The sequence below is a fragment of the Micromonospora sp. NPDC049903 genome (assembly GCF_044460945.1).
Taxonomy (GTDB): domain Bacteria; phylum Actinomycetota; class Actinomycetes; order Mycobacteriales; family Micromonosporaceae; genus Micromonospora.
Window position 1 is genome coordinate 129,402 of sequence record NZ_JBITKL010000013.1, and the last position, 19,102, is coordinate 148,503.

Here is a 19,102-nt window from a genome sequence, read left to right on the forward strand (position 1 = left end):
GTCGACACAGCTCCCGGCGTTGCCGGGGACGACCTGGTGGCCCGAATGGGGACTTTCGGCGGTCCGGCCGAGGGATGTCATGTTGGTCGGTGGGGAGGCGTACCGGCGTCACGCCGCTCCGGTGATGACGGCGATGAGGCGAGGTACCTGGTGCGCGGCGGGAACGTCTGCAAAGAGATCATGGTCGTACCTGGCCGGTTCGTGTTGACCGGAGCGATGACCCAGGAACGCCACTCGACTGCGTTGGCTGTGTCGATTGCCACGCCACCACCGGCCGACGGCACGCTGGTGCATCTCATCGAGGAGTCGCCGCGTTCGGCGGTGGGGTTGGACCATCTGCGCAGTCAGCCCTTTACCGATGCGATGGTGCTGGTCCCGGGAGACGTCGATCGTTGGGCGACGGGAGCACGCCCGCTTCCGGATGACCCGGAGGCACTGGGCGGCCTGGCCGATCTGTACCGGATGCAGGTGCAGGTGCCGGTGGGCAGTGCCCGTTCGCCTCAGATCGTTCCGGTCGGCGTGGATGGTCGGGAGTCGTCGTGGACGGACGCCGACGCGGTACGCGTGTTGCCGTGGTCGCAGGTCGCGGGACGGGCGGTGGTGCAGGCGGCGTACGCGCGTGTCGTGGCGGGCGAAGAACCGGGTCGGCGGCGGCTGGACGGCGTGTTGGCCGACCTGGCGAGGATTCAGCAGGGCTTGCGGGTAGCGATCCCGCCAGGGTCCCTGGCGGCCGCTGTCCACCTCGGGTGGGCCGGCACCCGAACGCAGGCGGCGGAGCTGGTGCGGCGGGTGCTGCCGGTCGCCGTCTCGGAGTTGCCGGAGGTGGTCGGTGAGGCCCCGGAGGCGGTGGACGCCACCGTGTTGCTCGACGCTCTGCGAGACAACCCGGGTTCGGCCGCCCTGACGTGGATCCGGCAGCCCGGTGGGGCACCGACGGTGGCGTGGCTGCTCGGGGACGGCGCGGAGGTGCGGTGGATCGGGGCGCTGGAGTCACAGGGTGCGGGAACCCTCATCGGATCGATCGACGACCGACGGTTGACCGCGCTGCGCGGCGGCCTCACGGCGGTGCTGCTGGACAGCGGTGGTGTGCGCCTTCGACCAGCCAGGGCGACAGAATCGATCATCGCGCAGGCCCGATCCGCTCCGGCGTCCGGTCAGGTCTCCGACGTGGTGCGACCTCGTCTCGCCGAGTTGCGTCGAATGTTGATCGAACGCTCCGGTGAGCTGACAAAGCTGCGCTCTGAGATGGTGACAACCGAAGCGGACAGGGACGCGGGGAGTGCGGCAGCCTCGGCTGAGGCTGCCGGCCTGACCGGGCGGGAGCGAACCCTGCAGGCGGAGATCGCCCGGCTGCGCGCCCGCATCACCGAACTCACCAGGATCGCGGCTGACTTCCGGGTCGAGGCGACTGAGATCGGTCTGGTCAGTCAGATCAGGGTGCGGCAGTGGAGGGACGGTGGTCCGGGTTGGCTCGTTGTGCCGGTGCTTGTCGATGGGACGGGCGTCCACGGCCTGCATCCGGAGACCCACGAGCGGACCGGGGACTTTCGCCTGGTCGACGGTGAATGGCGGGCTCGGCTGCGTGGGGGCAGCGGGATGCCGGGCGAAGACTTTCGTCAGGACGACGAATTCTGGGAGGGTATGTGGGTCGGCGACCGGGCCTCGCTGCCAGGCCCGATGGACGTGGACGCGACGGTGGATCCGGCCCTTCTGCCGGTGGTCGATCCGGTCTCTCTGCCGGTCCTCGACTCGGACAAGCACTGGCAGCCCCCGCAGAGAGCGGCGTTTGTCGGCACGCTCTCCACCACCGGGAAACTGGCGGTGATGGGCCGCCTCGTGAAGCTGAGGCCGGTGAGCCGTAGCACCACGGTCGGATACTGGACCGACGACACGAGGGTGTGGGTGCAGCTGCCGGATGGCGGTCGGGTCATGGTCGTCTACCCGCACCCGGTCTTTGGTCTGCGTGGCACCAGAACGAGAATTGTTGAGGGCTGGCGGCGGGTACCCGGCGTGGAGGCGACGGCCGTTCGGCGGGGCATTCCGGATAGCAAGGGTCGGCTCTCCGTAGACGGTCGCCGGATAACGCTGAACGGCCTCGGCGGGACTGAGGTCGAGTACCGGTACGACGCGACGACAGTGTGGCTGCTGCTGCCCGACGGCAGAAAGATCATGGCTACCCATTCACATCCGGTCTTCGACCCGGCGGCGGCCGGGCCGGTGACGGAGGCGGGCTGGTCACGCGAACCGGGCGAGACGGCCACGTGGCACAGCGGCAAGATGTCGGGGAGTCGATTCTGGGTGAACCACCGCCGAGTGGTTCTCGGGTCCGACGTCTACTCCGATGCCGATGCCGATGCCGATGTCCGGTACACGTATGACGCGACGACGGTGTGGCTCATCTTGTCGCGTGGACAGCAGATCATGGTCACCTATCCATACCCGGCCTTCTACCCGGCTGGTGCCAGCCCGGTGGTGGAGGAGGGCTGGCCGCGGGAACCGAGCGGCACGGCGGCAATGGCCCGGCTCGGGACCGCCGGTGACAGCGGATTGGATGTCGACGGGCGGGATGTTCCGTTGTGGCCGACACAGGATGAAAGCTCCATCAGAAGTCAGGTCGCGTACCGGTTTGACGAGACGACGGTGTGGGTGCGGTGGCGTGATGGCCGGAAGGTCATGGTCACCTACCCGCATCCGGTATTCGGTCCGGCGGCAGCGGGTCGGGTGGTGGTGGATGGTTGGCGTGACCCCAACTACCTGATGGTCTCTGACAACTGGCCCGAGCCGGGCGGCGGTCCGATGGAGCTGGACGAATCACTGCAGGCGACGGTGGTGCCGGTGGGCAGTGGCGAGCCGAGTCGGCTGAGGGGCGATGGCTGGATACCTCCACAGGAGGCCGCGTCCTCCGCAATGCTCCATAGCGGCACGATGAGCGTGAAGGGCCGCTCGGTGCGGCTGCCCACCACGTACGGCGATACCGAGGTCACGTACTGGGCTGACGATACGAGGCTGTGGGTCCTACTGCCGGATGGCAGAAAGGCCATGGTCGTCTATCCGAATCCAGTCTTCGGCTCCGGTTACGATCAATCAACCGTGATCGGAAGCTGGGAGTGGCAGCCGAGTGGGCTCGCGGCGGCGGCTCGTCCCGGCACTCTGGACAGGCAGAAGCGGCTCGCTGTCGACGGCCGCGTCGTGCTGCTGGCCGGTCACCTCGAGGCCAAGGCCGAGGTCGAGTACCGGTATGACGCGACGACGGTGTGGGTGCGTTCGCAGGACGGCCGGGAAGTCATGGTCACCTACCCGTATCCGATTTTCGACCCGGCGGCTGCGGGACCGCTGATGGTGGAGGGCTGGCCCCAGCAGCCGAACGCGATCGCGGAATTCAGAAGCAGCAAGCTGGTGCAGGGACAGGTGCGTGTCAACAACCGTGTCGTGCAGTTGGGGAGGAAGTACCCCGACAGCCCGCTCGACTACGCGTACGACGCGACGACCGTATGGGTGCGTTTGGCCAATGGTCGGAAAGTCATGGTCACCTATCCCTATCCCGTCTTCGACCCGGCCGACCGTAAGCCGGAGGTGGAGGCGGGCTGGCCACGGGAACCGAGCGCGCAGGCGGCGATGGCCCGGCTCGGCACAGTCAGTGCCGTCGGCCAGATCTCAGTCGACCGGCTCCTCCTGTACTTCGGGAAGAAGATCGGTGGGACATCGTCCCAGGGGCCGGTCGCGTACCGGTTTGACGAGACGACGGTGTGGGTGCGGTGGCGTGATGGCCGGAAAGCCATGGTCACCTTTCCCTATCCGGCTGCTGCCCCGGCTGCTGCAGGCCCGGTGGTGGTGGATGGTTGGCGTGATCCCAACTACCTGATGGTCTCTGACGACTGGGATGGTGGTCCGGCGGATCGGGGTGAGAACCCGGTCTCGCTCGATGTGCTTCGCCGGGACGAGGAGTTCCGGGCGGACGTGTGGCACGGCAATGAGGAGGAGTCACTGCCCGTCCCGATGGATGCCCCCGCAACACCCGCGGCGAGTGTGAGCGACGCGGAAGCCAGCGATGACGAGCCGAGTCGACTACGCGAGGATCCGTGGCAGCCGCCGCAGAGCGCACCGTCCACCGGCAAGATCCGCAACCGGAACTTGCCGGTCAAGGGCCGCGACGTGCGGTTGAGATCGAGTCACGCGGGCGCCACAGTCGACTACTGGGCCGACGGCACGACGGTGTGGGTACGGCTGCCGGGTGACGAGCGGGTGATGGTCGTCTACCCGAACCCGATCTTCAGCCCGAGTAGCGACAAACCGAGAGTCCTGCGGGGCTGGCTCCGGCAGCCGAGTGAGCTGGCGGCGGTCCGGACCGGCACGGTGACCGCCCAGCAAGACCTGGTCGTCGACAATCGCCGGGTAGCGCTGCGCGGACATATCGCGGCCAAGGCCGAGGTCGAGTATCGGTACGACGCGACGACGGTGTGGGTGCGGTCGCAGGATGGCCGTGAGGCCATGGTCGCGTATCCGTACCCGACGTTCGACCCGGCTGCCGCCGGACCGGAGGTGGTGGCAGGTTGGCCCCGGCAGCCGAGCCTGACGGCGGAGTTCGACACCACCAAGCTGTCGGGCGGACGCCTCTGGGTGAACAACCGACGGGTGGATCTGGGATCGAAGAGATTTCCGGATGTCGAGGTCGAGTACACGTATGACGCGACGACGGTGTGGGTGCGGTGGCCGGACGGCAGCACCGCCATGGCCACGTCCCCATCTCCGATCTTCGATCCGGCCGGTGCGGGACGGGTGGTGGTGGAGGGCTGGCTGTGGGAGCCCAGTGCGACGGCGAAGCTCAGCTCGGGTCGGCTGTCGAAGGGACGATTGCGGGTGGACAACCGCGTTGTGCGGATAGGAACGAGCTACCCGGATGCGACAGTCGAGCTCTGGTCTGACATGAATGCGTTGTGGGTGCGTTGGACCGATGGCAGAAAGGTCATGGCCACGTATCCGTATCCGGTCTTCGACCCGACCGCCGGGCGGCCAGTGGTCGTGCAGGGCTGGCCGCGTGAGCCGAGCGGGCAGGCGACGGCGGCCCGGCTCACCACGTTGGAGCACAACGGACGGCTCCAGGTCGGTGGGCGTCGGGTAGAACTACGGCAGGTCGGCGGCGAACTGACCCCGGGTCTGGTCGCCTACCGGTATGACGCGACGACGGTGTGGGTGCGGGCGCGCAATGGCAGGAAGGCCCAGGTGACCTACCCCTACGCGGCCTTCGATCCGGGTACCGCGGGTCCGGTGCTGGTGCAGGGCTGGCGCGACCCCAACCATCTGATGGACGACCCGGTGGGCCCGGACGGCCTGCTGGACTGGGACGGAAGTCCGGTGGACCCGGCTGAGGATCCGGTGTCGTTCGACGTGCTTCGCCAGGACGACGACTATTGGAACGGTATGTGGCAGGGCGGCGAGACCGCGTCCTCCGCCCCTACGGATCCGGGCGGCACGATGGACCCGGCCGCCATGTCCGTGGTGAGTCTGGCTGACCTATCGATGGCGGACGCCCCGACAGCGCCGGCGGCGGGTGTGGGCGACGCGGAAACGGTGGTCGGCGAGCCGAGTCAGCCGAGGGATGAGCGGTGGCAGCCGCCGCGGGAGGCTCCGTCCGTCGGCAAGCTCCGCAACGGAAATCTGTCGGTCAGGGGCCGCGACGTGCGGATGGGGTCGCGGGTCGGCGGCGTCACGGTTGACTTCTGGGCTGACGGTACGACCGCCTGGGTGCGTCTGCCGAATGACAAGAAGGTCATGATCGTCTACCCGAATCCGGTCTTCACGTCGATGAGCGTCAGACCGAGAGTCCTGGAGGGCTGGCTGCGGCAGCCCAGTGACCTGGCGGTGGCTCGGACCGGCACTGTGACTGCCAATGGTGCGCTCACCATCGACGGCCGCAGGATCGAGCTTGCCAAGCGCGTCCCGGCGAAATCCGAGGCGGAGTATTGGTATGACGCGACGACGGTGTGGGTGCGTACGCCGGATGGCAGCAGGGTCATGGTCGTGTTTCCGTACCCGGTCTTCGACCCGGCCGCAGCCGGGCCGGAGGTCGTGGAGGGCTGGCCCCGCCAACCGAGCCCGACGGCGGAGTTCGACACCACCAAGCTCTCGGCAGGGCGCTTCTGGGTGAACTTCCGACGCATCGATCTCGGACTGAGGAGATTCCCGGACACCACGATCGAGTACACGTTCGACGACACGACGGTGTGGGTGCGTCTGCCGGACGGCAGGCAGGCCATGGTGGCGTACCCGAAACCGGTTCTCGATCCGGCGAGTGCGGGCCGGGCTGTGGTGGAGGGCTGGCCGCGATTTCCCGGTGTGACCGCGAATTCCAGCTTCAGTCTGTTGTCGAACGGACGTCTGCGGCTGAACAACCGAGTCGTGCCGCTGGGCGTGAACTATCCGGACGGGTTTGTCGAGCTCTGGTCCGACGCGGACACGGTGTGGGCGCGCTGGCCTGACGGCCGAGAAGTCATGGCCACCTATCCGTACCCGATCTTCGACCCCACCGCCGGGCGAGCGGTGGTGAAGGAGGACTGGTCGCGCGAGCCTGACGGGCAGGCAACGGCGGCCCGTCTCGGCACGATCGACAAGACCGGGCGGCTGCAGGTCGACGGGCGTCAAGTACATCTACGCGGACTGGCCAGTGGCGATCTGCCCTCAGGTCCGGTCGCTTACCGATATGACGCGACCACGCTGTGGGTGCGGGCGCGCAACGGCAAGAAGGCCCAGGTGACCTACCCCTACGCAGCCTTTGACGCGGGGACTGCAGGGCCGGTCATCGTCAATGGCTGGCGCGATCCCAACCATCTGATGGACGACCCGGTGGGCCCGGACGGTCTGCTGGACTGGGACGGAAGTCCGGTGGACCCGGCTGAGGATCCGTTGTCGTTCGATGGGCCTCTCGAAGATGACGAGTTCTGGGATGGCATGTGGCTTGGCGGTGCGGAAGTGCCGTCGGCCCCGGTGGATCTGGGCGGGACGATGGGTCCGACCCGTCTGTTGGTGAATCCGCTCGATCTGGTGATGGCGGATGCCTCGGTAGTGCCTGCGGTGGGTGACGAGGAAGCGGTGCCGGATCAGGTGCGGGATCGATGGCAGCCGCCGGAGGGGGCACCGTCTAACCGCAAGATCAGCTCCGGGAGACTGCCGGTCAGGGGCCGCGATGTGTGGGTGAGGTCGCACTACGGCGATGTCAGGGTCGACTACTGGGCTGATGGTACGACCGTGTGGGTGCGTCTGCCGGGTGACGAGCAGGTAATGGTCGTCTATCCGAACCCGGTCTTCCGCTCGAGTGGCGTCCGCCCGAGAGTGGAGCAGGGCTGGCCGTCGCCGCCGAGTGAGTGGACGGTGGCTCGGACCGGCACTCTGAACGTCGAGCAGGAACTTGTCGTCGACAATCACCGGGTCGGGCTACGCGTAGGCATCGCGGCCAGGTCCGTGGTCGAGTATTGGTACGACGCGACGACGGTGTGGGTGCGCTCGCAAGATGGCCGGAAGGCCATGCTCACTTATCCGTCCCCCACGTTCGACCCGGCTGCCGTCGGACCGGAGGTGGTTCGGGGCTGGCCCCTGCAGCCGAGTGTGACGGCGGAGTTCGACACCGCCACGCTGTCGGCGGGGCGCATCGAGGTGGACGGCCGACGCGTGCAGCTCGGGTCCTTGAGAAGTTTTCCAGCTGGGACGGTCGAGTACACGTACGACGCGACCACAGTGTGGTTTCGGTGGCGTGATGGCCGGAAGGCCATGGTCGCATACCCATCTCCGGTCTTCGATCCGGCTTACGCCGGGCAGGCGGTGGCGGAGGGCTGGCCGTGGGAGCCCACCGCGACGGCGAAGGTCGGCTCTCACCGGCTGTCGAATGGACGACTACGGGTGGACGGCCGTCTCGTCCAGTTGGGGAGGATCTTGCGGGACGGCGACGTCGATGTCTGGTCTGAGGCGGATACGTTGTGGGTGCGCCGGACCGATGGCACTGAGGTGCTGGCGATGTACCCGTATCCGGTCTTCGACCCGACAGCGGGGCGACTGGTGGTGGAGCAGGGCTGGTCGCGGGAGCCGGGCGAGCAGGCGACGGCGGCCCGGCTCGGCACAGTGGGGCGAAGCGGGCGGCTCCACATCGGTGGGCGTCGGGTGGAGTTGCGGCAGCTCGCTGACAGCGTGCCCCCGGGTCCGGTCGCCTACCGGTTCGACGCGACGACGGTGTGGGTGCGTGGGCGCAATGGCCAGAAGGCCCAGGTGACCTACCCCTACCCGGCTTTCGACCCGGCCGATGTGGGGCCGGTGCAGGTCGATGGCTGGCGCGACCCCAACCATCTGATGGACGACCCGGTGGGCCCGGACGGCCTGCTCGACTGGGACGGTAGTCCGGTGGACCCGGCTGAGGATCCGGTGTCGTTCGACGTGCTTCGCCAGGACGACGACTACTGGGACCGTATGTGGCAGGGCGGCGAGATCGTGTCCTCCGCTTCTACGGGTCTGGGCGGCACGATGGACCCAGCCGCCATGTCCATGGTGAGTCCGGCTGATCTATCGATGGCGGATGCCCCGGCAGTGTCGGCTGTGGGAGTGGGCGACGCGGAAGCAGTGGTTGGCGAGCCGAGTCAGCTGAGTGAGGAGCGGTGGCAGCCGCCGAAGGAGACGGCGTCCGCCGGCAGGCTCTCTACCACCGGCACCCTGATGGTGATGGGCCGTGAGGTGCGGACGAAGTCGAGGTACGCCAACGTCTGGGCCGAGTACTGGACCGACGACACCACCGTGTGGGTGCTTCTGCCGGACGGTGATCGATTCATGGTCGTCTACCCACAATCGGTGTTCGGCCCGCCCGGCGTGAGATCGACGTTCGTTCAGGATTGGCTACGGGAGCCGAGCACGCAGGCGACGGCCGCTCGGCGCGGCTTGACGAATAGTGCGGGTCGACTTGTCATCGACGGCCGCAAGGTGTCGGTGGGTAGATACCGTCATACCGAGGTGGAGTACCGGTATGACGCGACCACGGTGTGGTTCGCTCTGCCGGGTGGAAAAAGGGCCATGGCCACCTATCCGTATTCGGCCCTCATCCCGGCTGCTGCCGGACCTGCGGTGGAGGATGGCTGGCCACGACAGCCGGACGCGACGACGGAGTGGGGCACCGGCAAGCTGTCACGAGGAGAACTGTGGGTCAACGACCGGCGGGTCAAGTTCGGGGATGAGAAGTACCCCGATGCGCAGGTCCTGTACGCGTTCGACGCGACGACGGTGTGGCTGACTCTGCCGGATGGCAGACAGGCGATGGCCACCTTTCCGTACCCGGCCTTCTATCCGATCGGTGCGGAGCCGGTGGTGGTGCAGGGCTGGCCGCGGGAACCGGGCCCAGGGGCAGCGACGGCCCGGCGCGGCACCGTGACGCACGGCGGTCATCTGTCTGTGGACGGGCGCACGATTGCGCTGGGAGAGACAATCGATGGGACGTCGACCGAGGGCTTGGTCGGCTTGCGATTCGATGCGACGGCGGTGTGGGTGCGGTGGCGTGATGGTCGGAGGGCCATGGTCACATTCCCGTACCCGGTCTTCGATCCCGCTGCTGCGGGCCCGGTGCTGGTGGATGGTTGGCGTGATCCCAACTTGTTGATGTCCTCTGACCGCTCGCCCGAGTGGGACGGCGGCCCGGCGACATCGTTGCCCGTCTCGATGGATTCGGACGAGCCGCTGAACGCGACCGTCCGGCCGGCGGTGAATTGGGCGGGCTGGCCGCCTCCGGAGGAGGCAGCGGCCACCGGCGAACTCCGCAACGGAAAATTGACCATCCAGGGTCGCGTCGTGCAGCTGAGATCGAGGCACGGCAGCGGCACCGTCGAGTACTGGACTGACGACAAGACGGTATGGGTACGGCTGCCGGATGGCGACGAGGCCATGGTCGTTTACCCGAACCCGACTTTCGGCACGAGTGGTGCCGTGCCGACCCTGGCGCAGGGCTGGCCGCAGCAGCCGGGTGACCTGGCGGCGGCAACTCGTTCCGGCAGGCCGGACAGCGGTGGCCAGCTGCGTCTCGACGGCCGCCGCGTGTCGCTGGGCGCACACTTCGCGGCCGGGGATGAGGTCGAGTATCGGTACGACGCGACGACGGTGTGGGCGCGTTCACCTGGTGGCACAGAGGTCATGGTTTCCTATCCGTTCCCGGTCTTCGATCCGGCTGCTGTCGGTCCAGTGGTGGAGGACGGCTGGTCACGCCAACCGGATCCGTCGGCGCGGTTCATCCGCGCCGCCCTGAAACAGAAGACTCTGAAGGCGAACAACCGGTTCGTGCGTATCGGGGAGCGCTATCCCGATGCCACGGTCGACTACACGGTGGACGCGACGACGGTGTGGGTGCGGTGGCCCGATGGTCGAAAGGCCACGGTCACGTTCCCGTACCCGGTCTTCGATCCGGCGGAACGGAAGCCGGTGGTCGTGGAGGGCTGGCCGCAGGAGCCGAGTGAGCAGGCGACGCCGGCCCGGCTCGGCACGATCAGTGCCGCAGGTCAGATGTCAGTCGACAAGCTCATGGTGTATTTCGGGCAGCGGATCGGTGGAAGATCGCCGCAGGCCGTGGTGGCGTATCGGTTCGACGCGACCACGGTATGGGTGCGGTGGCGTGATGGTCGAAAGGCCATGGTCGCGTACCCCTATCCGGCTCTTACCCCGGCTGCCGTAGGCCCGGTGGTGGTGGATGGGTGGCGTGATCCCAACTACCTGATGGTCTCCGACGACTGGCCTGAGCACGACGGCGGCCGAGTAAATCCTCGTGAGGAGCCAGTCTCGCTCGGCCCGCCCGTGAGCGCTCAGTCGGCGGCAGCCGTTCACGAGAGTGCCGCTGTCGCCGAGGTGTCGGTCGGCCGTGGTCGCCGTGGGGTAGCCGACGACCGGGGTGTGGTGGTGGTGGGTGAGATGGCTCGGTGGCGGGAGTGGTCGCAGGCTTCGGCGGTGGTGGCGGCGGCGCGGTCGTCTGCGCGTCCGGTGGTGGTGGTCGATGCGGGCGAGGGCCTGGGGCCACGCAGTGCGGTGCTGTCTGCCCTCGGCATGGTGTTGTTGCAGTTCGGCCGCCGTCGACAGCAGCCGCTGGTAGTGGCGACGGGGCTGGTCTCCGAGGTGACGACGGTGGTCGGTCGTTACGGGTTGCCGGTGATCGGTCCGGATGGTGCGGGTCCCGATGCGAGGTGGCAGGTTGTCGGTCCGGATGGGGTGGTGCACTGGTCGGCCCGGGCGTTCAGCATGGCCTCGTTCGCAGCCGCCGGTGAGGTGTCGTCGAATGCGGTGCAGCGCGCCGATTCCGAGGTGCTGACGCAGTGGTTGGCGCAGCCCGACTGGCCGGCGGCGGAGAGTTTCCTCCGTGAGAACACCGGCGATCTGCTGCATCCGCAGATCCGGCAGGAACTGGTGCAACTGGGTGAACAGGATCCGGCCAACCGGTTGCTGCCGGTCTTCACGACCATTCTTGACATGGTGGGGGAGAACAGCCGCGCGGTCGATCCGGCCGACTCCCGGTATCGCGCTCCGATGGCGTTGGGGCCGTACGCGGTGGAGCCGTTCGACGGGGTGCGGGGGCCGTTGTCGGTGACCTTCGCTCTTGACTATCTGGAGCCGAAGCCCGATCCGGCGCACCGCAAGCCCTGGGACGACCGGCTGCTGCGGCTGATGTATCTGGACCCGCGAGCTCGTGATCGGGCAAGGCTCCTGGCTGCGGGGGTGCTCGGTGAGCAGCGGGGGCGAGTCGATGACGGCAGGTGGAACGCGACCGTGTTCGGTGCGGTGACCACTGCGCTGGGAATGACCGTGGAGCAGGCCGAGAAGCCATGGCCCGTGGGTGCCTGGGGGAAGGCGTTGGAGGAGGTGGCCTGCTGCGAGGCGAACCCGGAACACCGGACGTACTGGATTCCCCGGATGGACGAGTTGCGTGACCTGGTCTCGGTGAACGGAATTCCTGGGTGGATCGACGGTCCGGCGCCGGCACATGGGCAACTGTTGGAGGTGCTGACCGAGACGCTCGCCAGCTGTTGAGGCGCCTGCGCCGTACCGTCTGCCCGTTCGTGGGCGACCGAGCCCCCGTGGCGGGACGAGGGTCGGCGGAGCGTATCGATCAGAGATAGACCACCCGGCTGCGGCGGTCGGCGGTGACCGCGTCCAGTCCGGGCGCGTCGAGGTCCACGTAGAGCTGGAGCAGTTGCACCACCGGGTCGAGGTTGACCCCGGCCGGGAGCGGAAGGTTGATGGTGTCGTTGTTCGGCCGGCTCGGTGAGCTGGAGGCGTCCCACACCGCGCGGACCACGTTGCCGTCCGGGCCGGTCGCCTCGACCTGGGCCCGCAGCGTCTTCGGGGTGCCGGTGGCCTCGATGACCGCGGTGAACGATCCGGTCGCAGGGTCCTTGGTCACCGAGAGCTTGACGCCACCGACGACCTGCACCACGGCCCCGATCGTCAGGCCGCGCACCGCGAAACTCAGCGTGCGGGCCAGCCCACCGGTGAACCCGGTGGAGGCCGGGTTGGGGGCCACGAAGACCTGGCCGTCGGTGAATGCGTGCAGGTCGGACTCGCACTTGTACGCGCCGCCCTTGGGCAGCGGCTGGTACACGCTGGTGTTCGTCGCCGGCTCCGACTGGGTCAACGTGTAGGAAAGTCCCACGTCGTCACCGGAGACGTTGTGCGCGTACAGGTTCGGTTCACCATCAATGTTGATCACCTCGAACTGCACGCCACCGGTCTGGTACGGGTCGGAGGTCTGCCCCCGCTGCGCGAGCACGAGCATCGGCAGGACGTTCGCCGCCACGCTCGCCACCTGCACCAGGGAGCCCAGCCAGTCGTCGAGCCCGGCCAGGCTGGCCCGTGCCGGCTGCACCGCTGCGGGGCCGGGAGCCGCCGTCGCGCTGCCCGGTGCGGCCAACCCGACCGTTGCGGCGGCACCGCCGAGCACGGCCGCGCCCCGCATCACGTCCCGGCGACTCACCGACCGACGACGGTGCTGTTCGTCCTGCATCTCCGACCTCCGCATCCGGCTGTGGTGTGCCGCGAGGCCGGTGTCGCACCCGTCGCCACACCGTGGGTAAAGGTGATGTTACTTGCGGTAAATATTGAAGTCCATCGTTCGACGGGGTGGGTTCGTGTTCCACCACGGGACGATGAACCACGGCACCACGGTCGACCAGGATGCCGGTCACTCGCCGGCGCGGAGCACCTCGCTCAGCCGGTCGCGTCGCCGCAGCGTCGCCTCGACAGGTACGACTGCGGCGGCCGCCGCCACCAGCGCCACACCTACCAGGCCGAGCAGCCACCACGGCAGGACCGTCGTCGGGTCGGCGGCTTGGCCGGTGAGCATCCGCAGTTCGAGCGGGCCGAGCGTCAGGTGCGCGAGCAGGGCCCCGAGTAGCGGGCCGCACACCGCGGTGACCACGACCGGCGGGAGCACCTCTCCGGCGGCGACCCAGCGTGCGTCGCGTGGCCGCAGGCCGAGGGTCCGCAGCCGACTCAGGGTCTGCCACCGTTCCGAGGCACCCGCGGCGGCGGCGAGTGTGAGGCCGAGCAGCCCCAGCGCCAGCACCATAACCGCAGCCGTCCACGCCAGCCGTAGTGTCCCTGCGGTCAGCGGCGCCTCTCGCTGCGCACGCTGCACGTCCGTGCGCAGGACGACGTCGGCGGCGACGCCGCTGTTCGACACGGCCTGCGCCGCACCGGGGCCGGTCACCCAGACGGTGTTGGGAACGGCGGACAGTCCCGCCTCGGCGAGGGCGGCGGCGTCGACGATGACGACGTCGCCGGCACCGCCGACGGGGGGAGCGGTACCGACCGCGGTGAGATGGATCGTCGGAGCGTCGTCGCGTGACAACTGCAGCCGGGTTCCGGTGGGCAGGTCGCCGGTGCCCGATCGGACCAGCGCGGGGACGCCCGTGGGGCCGGCCCCGGATGTCGTGAGCCGGGCCAGCGCGGGCGCGTCGGGCAGCGGGGTGGAGGCCAGCAGACGCTGGAACGCGGCGGCATCCACGATGACCAGGCGTGGAGTGAGTGGAGTCGATTCGGTGAAGACGCGTGCCGATTCGGTCACCTGCGCGACGACGACCTGCCCGACCCCGGGTGCGGCCGCGATGCGTTCGGCGAGTGCGGGCGTCGCGGCCGCGGCCGCGGCGTCGGCGCCGACGTCGAGACGGGCGTCGGCACCGACGGTGCTCCACGCGCCGTCGGTCAGCCCCCGGGAGATGGTGGCGCCGACGACAAGCGCGAACGACGCCAGCGCCATGGCGCTGACCAGCACCAGCAGCGGCAGCGCCCGACCAGCGGTGGTGGCCGCCCGGGCGGCGGCGAACACGGCCAGCGGGCGGCGTGACCGCAGGGCCTGTCGTAGCCCGAACCGCGCTCCGACGGGCACCAGCCGCAGCACGACCAGTGCGCCGGCGAGCGCGCCCAGCGCGACGGCGCTGATCGGGAGGACCAGGTCGCCGGTCAGCTCACCGGCCTCGCCGTCGGCGGCGACGGGCAGGAGCCCGCGCTGGTGCAGTGTCACGACGGCGGCGAGTGCGGCGATCACCACGGCGGCCTCCACGGCGGCGCGACGAAGCCGGCCAGTGGCCAGGATCCAACGCCGCGCGGCCGGGTTGGCGGGTTGGCGCCGGTCGCGACTGGCGCGGGCAGCGGCGAGGATGCCGAACACCGGCCCGGCGACGACACCGGCCAGGACCACAGGGACGGCCCAGGTCCAGGACACACCCGGTACGGCCGCGCGGGCGAGTGCGAGCCCGACGGCGGCGGCCGACACGGACACCACGGCGGACTCCATGATCAGTTCCGCACCGAGGTCGGGGAGCGCCGCACCGCGCTGCCGGGCAGCGGCCAACGCCGGGGTACGGCGGCGGACCAGCAGGTCGGCGGCGAGCAGCAGGACCAGTACCGTGGCGGTCAGGACGCCGGCGAGCAGGACGGCGGCCTGGACGGAAGCGGCGCTGATCTGGGTACGGGTGTCGCGCAGGACGCTGTCGAGCGACGATTCCCACTTCAGGGAGTCGTCGCGTACGGCTGACGAGCCGGAGGCTGCCTTGAGCTTGACCACCTGGCTGGCGAGCGTCGCGGTGGCACCCCAGGTCAGCGCGTCGGGTTCGGGGGCGAAGTGGACGGTGCGCCGCAGCTGGTCCTGGTCGAAGGCGAGCCGGGCGTCCGGCAGCGACTCGGGTGACAGCAGTCCGGCGAACCGGGTGGTGCCCACGCCGTCGGCACCGGGCAGGGGGCGCAGCAGCGCCGGGGCGAGTCGCCAGGCGGGGTCGGCGCTGTCGGTGGGCCGGTAGATCCCGCTGATCCAGATGTCCTTGTCGTTGCCCTGGCCGTCCTGGGCCGGGAGGCGATCGCCGGGGCCGAGGCGGAGTGCGGCGGCGTCGACCTCGGAGAGGCCGACCTGCACCGGCCAGGGCGGCCCGTCGTAGGGGATCTCGATGGACCGTTCGGGGACCGTGGGGCCGGGCGCGCTGCCGGCGATCCAGGTCACGTCCGGGCCGCCGCCGTCATCGGCCAGGTAGGTGAGCTGGAAGGTACGCGGCAGGTTGCCGCCGGTGATGGTGAGGACCGGGCTGTTGACCACGGCGATGGGCGGCAACAGCGCCGCGTCCAGGTCGGGCCCGAGCGCGGAGGCCGCCCGGGCGCGGAAGTCGTCGACGTCCTCGGCGAGGCGGGATATCCGGAACCGGCCGCCGGTCGGCCCGTCGTCGCGTTCCCAGTCGGCGTGAACGAGAACGTTCGCGTCGGTGCCGGCGCGGCGGACCGTGTCCTGGACCGCGTCGTCGGCGGCGGCACGTACCAGCGCCGGTACGGCCCCGGCGAGCAGCGCGACGGCCGCGATGACGGTGGCGGTGAGCAGCAGCGCCCCGGCGTCGGTACGGCCCCGGCCACGGACGCTGGGCCAGTGCGGCGCCGGCCGCCGCAGGGTCAGCCACCGGGTCACGGTGCCACCCGCAGGTGCGCGGCGTCGGCCCGTCGAACCTGGACGCTGACCACCGCGGCGACCGCCAGCAGGCAGCCGGCCAGCAGGACGGCGAGCAGCGCGGCCTCGGCCGGCCACGGCCAGTGCGGCTGGACGGCCGGGATCGGCGCGGCGCCGGTGTCGGAGCGGACCAGCAGGGGAGCGACGAGGCCGGTGCCGAGCGCGCCGACGGCCGCGCCCACCGCGAGCAGGGGTAGCAGGATGACGGTGTGCTGACCCAGGAGCACCATTCGGATGCCGCGCCGGGTCATCCCCAGGCCCCGCAACCGCGCCACCTCCACGGCGCGGACCTGCAGATCGCAGGTCACGTGCAGCACGACACCGGCGAGCAGCAGCAGCGCCGAGGCTCCGACGAGGAGCCGCAGCGCGGCGGGCAGCGCGGCCTGCAGCGGGCCGCCGGTGAGACGGGTCGTCTCTGCCTCGCGGGTCGTGACGGTGCCCAGGTGCAGGGCGGCGGCCCGCTCGGCGACATCGGGACCGGCGGGGTGACCGACCCACCAGGCGTCGACCGGGAACGTCAGGTCACCGGTGACGGCACGGGCGCGCGACAGCATGTCCAGGTCGGCCAGGACGGCGACGGCGCCGGGGGCGGACGGCACGGTCGGCACGACCTCGGTGACGACGATAGGGACCGGCGTGGTGCCGACCGTGACGCTGAGCCGGCTGCCGATGCCGCCGACCGCGTCGGCGAAGCGGGCGGAGACAGCGACGGGCACCGGACCGGGGTCGGGGAAGGCGGTGGCAACGAGGGTGCGGGCGGCGTCCGCCCCGCTGAGGTCGACGGTCGCCGCCAGCCGCAGCGCGGTCTGCGTCGGCGTGGCGGCGAGCACGACGCTCGGGTCGCGCAGCTTGGTCGGGATCGGCGGCGCGGACGTGGCGGTCCACCCCGATCCCTGCGCCGATCCGGTGGACGGCACGGTGAGGGTGACGGCGAGGGCGATGCGATTGCCCACTGCGGCGTCGGGGTCGGCCGTGACCGGCAGGGACACCGCGACGAGGTGCAGTCCGTCGGTGGCCGCGCACGCGGGCAGCCGGTGTGCCCGGCCGTCGAGCGGCACCGGGGGACCGGTGCAGGGCAGGCGTAGACCGGTGGCGTCCTGCAGCAGCAGGTGCGGTGTCACGGCGAGGGGAGTGTCGCCGGTCGCGGTGCCGCTCAGCAGCAGCGGGGCACCGGCGGCGACAGGGAGGCCGGTGGTGCGGGTCGGCGGGGCGAGTCCTGCGCCGACGTCGGTCCAGGTGCGGTCGTGGTCGAGCCGTCCGCGCAGCAGCGTGTCGGCGCGGGTGGTGTCGACGGCGACCAGGCGCGGCGCGTCGCCGGCGGTGCCGAGCCACTGACCGACGGCGGTACCCCGGTCGAGGACGGGACTCACCGCCCCCGAGGTGGCCGCGACGACGTCCGCGCCGTCTCCGGGCGACGGCGTCGCACTGAGGGACAGTGTCAGGTCGGTGCCGACGGAGAGCGCGGCCTGGTCGCGCTGCGACTGGTGCCACGTGGTGTCGAAGGCGAGGCCGAAGGTCGCCGCCGCGCAGGCCAGCCCGACGAGGAGCCCGGCGGCGACCGCCTGGGGTCGGCGGGCGGCCTCGGCCACCGCCAGCACCACGGCCAGCCCACGGGCGCGGTACGCCAGCCGGTCGGCGCCGCGCAGGGCGGGCAGGACCACCCGCAGCGCCAGGGCGGCGCCGGTGGCGAGCAGCAGCGCCGGTGCGAGCATCCGGACCGCGTCGGCGCGGGGGCTGGCGGTGGTGGGCTGCGCGTACAGCTGCCACCACGCGGTCGCGGCGAGGGCCGCGAGCATCAGGTCGGCACTGGATCGGGCCAGCAGTTCGCGGCGGGTGCGTCGGTCGCCGGTCGCCGGGTCGGGCCGGATCGCCAGGACGGTGAGGACGGCGGCGAGCGCCAGCGCACCGCCGGCGACAGCGAGAATCTGGGCGCCGGTGACGGCGGGCCGGGCGGTCAGGCCGGCGGCGTCCAGGGCAGGCAGGTGGGTCAGGCCGGCGTGCAGGGCCGACGAGGCCGGGACTGCGAGCACGGCGGCGACGGCGGCGACGAACCCGGCGTCGAGTGTCGCGGTGGCCGCGAGTTGGCCGCGGCTGGTGCCGAGGGCGGTCCGCAGGGCGGTCTCGTCGGCGCGTATGCCGGCGGTGAGCCGGCCGGCGAGGACGAGTGCCGTCGCGGTCAGGACACCGCCGAGGACGGCGATGGCGAGCACGAGAGAGGCGGTGGCATGCCGTTGCGCGTCGGCGGAGCGCAGGGTCAGCGGCAGGTCGGAGGCGACCCGGGCGAGCCGGACGCGCTCGCCGAGGGTGCCGGCCAGCCGACCGTCGGCACTGCGGACGGCCCCGGCCACGATCTCCAGGTCACGGCGGGTGGCGTGGGACAGGTCCGGATGGGCGGTGACCTCCATCCGGTCGACGGTGGCACCGGTGGTGAGCAGGTCGCCGAGGTCGACGAGGAAGGGGCCGTAGGCGTTGACCGGCTGCCGGAACCGGCCGTCCTGGTAGCCGGTCGCGGCGCCTGCCGCAGCCAGCGGATCGCGGTCCCAGCCACGCCCCGGCACCGGGCGCACCACACCGACGACGGTCACGTCGACGGCCGGGACGGGATCGTGGGCCAGCTCGGCGCCGAGACGCACCCGGCGACCGGGGGTGAGGCCGAGCAACTGCGCGGTGGACTCCAGCACCACCGCGTCCCCACGCTCGCGCGGCCAGCCCCCGGTGACCAGCTCGGCTCGGGTCGGTAGGTCGTCGAGCCCCGACAGGTACGCCTGGGCCGGCACGGAGGTGCCCGGAGCGAGCCCGGGCGGCAGTGCCCGCAGCACCGTCGACGCTCGCGCGGTGGTGGTCACCGGGAACGGGGCGAGCGCGGCGGTCACCACGGTGCGGGTGTCGGCGGCGACGGACCGCGCGTCCGGGCCCTCGACGGTGCCGGTGTAGACGGTCACGTCGACGTCGGCGGGGACGGCGCGGGCCATGGCGACCTCCAGCGCCCGCTCGGTGGTGCGGGTGCTCAGCAGGGTGCAGGTGCCCAGCAGGGTCGCGCCGACCGTGACGACCCCGATCAGGGCCGCCAGCAACGGCCACTGCGCGCGGGCGCGCCGGCCGACCAGCCTCAGCATC

At 70.6% G+C, this 19,102-nt stretch carries 4 protein-coding genes; 1 reads left to right on the top strand and 3 read right to left on the bottom strand.

From position 1 onward, the window contains the following. Nucleotides 1-150: 150 nt before the first annotated feature. Nucleotides 151-12,030 (top strand): hypothetical protein, encoded by an 11,880-nt coding sequence (locus tag ACIBO1_RS20535; RefSeq protein ID WP_396748771.1) that lies wholly within the window; start codon nt 151-153, stop codon nt 12,028-12,030. Nucleotides 12,031-12,109: 79 nt separating this feature from the next. Here the strand turns inward: ACIBO1_RS20535 and ACIBO1_RS20540 are convergent, their stop codons facing one another. From ACIBO1_RS20540 to ACIBO1_RS20550, 3 genes are all read right to left on the bottom strand, one after another. Beyond that, entirely contained in the window at nt 12,110-13,003 is an 894-nt protein-coding gene (locus ACIBO1_RS20540) for a hypothetical protein (protein WP_396748773.1), read from the bottom strand. A gap of 177 nt (nt 13,004-13,180) precedes the next feature. Further along, entirely contained in the window at nt 13,181-15,946 is a 2,766-nt protein-coding gene (locus ACIBO1_RS20545) for an FtsX-like permease family protein (protein WP_396748776.1), read from the bottom strand. Next, entirely contained in the window at nt 15,943-19,101 is a 3,159-nt protein-coding gene (locus ACIBO1_RS20550) for an FtsX-like permease family protein (RefSeq protein WP_396748778.1), read from the bottom strand. The genes ACIBO1_RS20545 and ACIBO1_RS20550 overlap by 4 nt, the downstream gene beginning before the upstream one ends. Nucleotide 19,102 lies beyond the last annotated feature (1 nt).

What these genes read in the sequence shown, in the direction of transcription:
- ACIBO1_RS20540 (WP_396748773.1), bottom strand. Translation starts at nt 13,003, where the DNA reads ATGCAGGACGAACAGCACCGTCGTCGGTCGGTGAGTCGCCGGGACGTG.
- ACIBO1_RS20550 (WP_396748778.1), bottom strand. Translation starts at nt 19,101, where the DNA reads ATGCTGAGGCTGGTCGGCCGGCGCGCCCGCGCGCAGTGGCCGTTGCTG.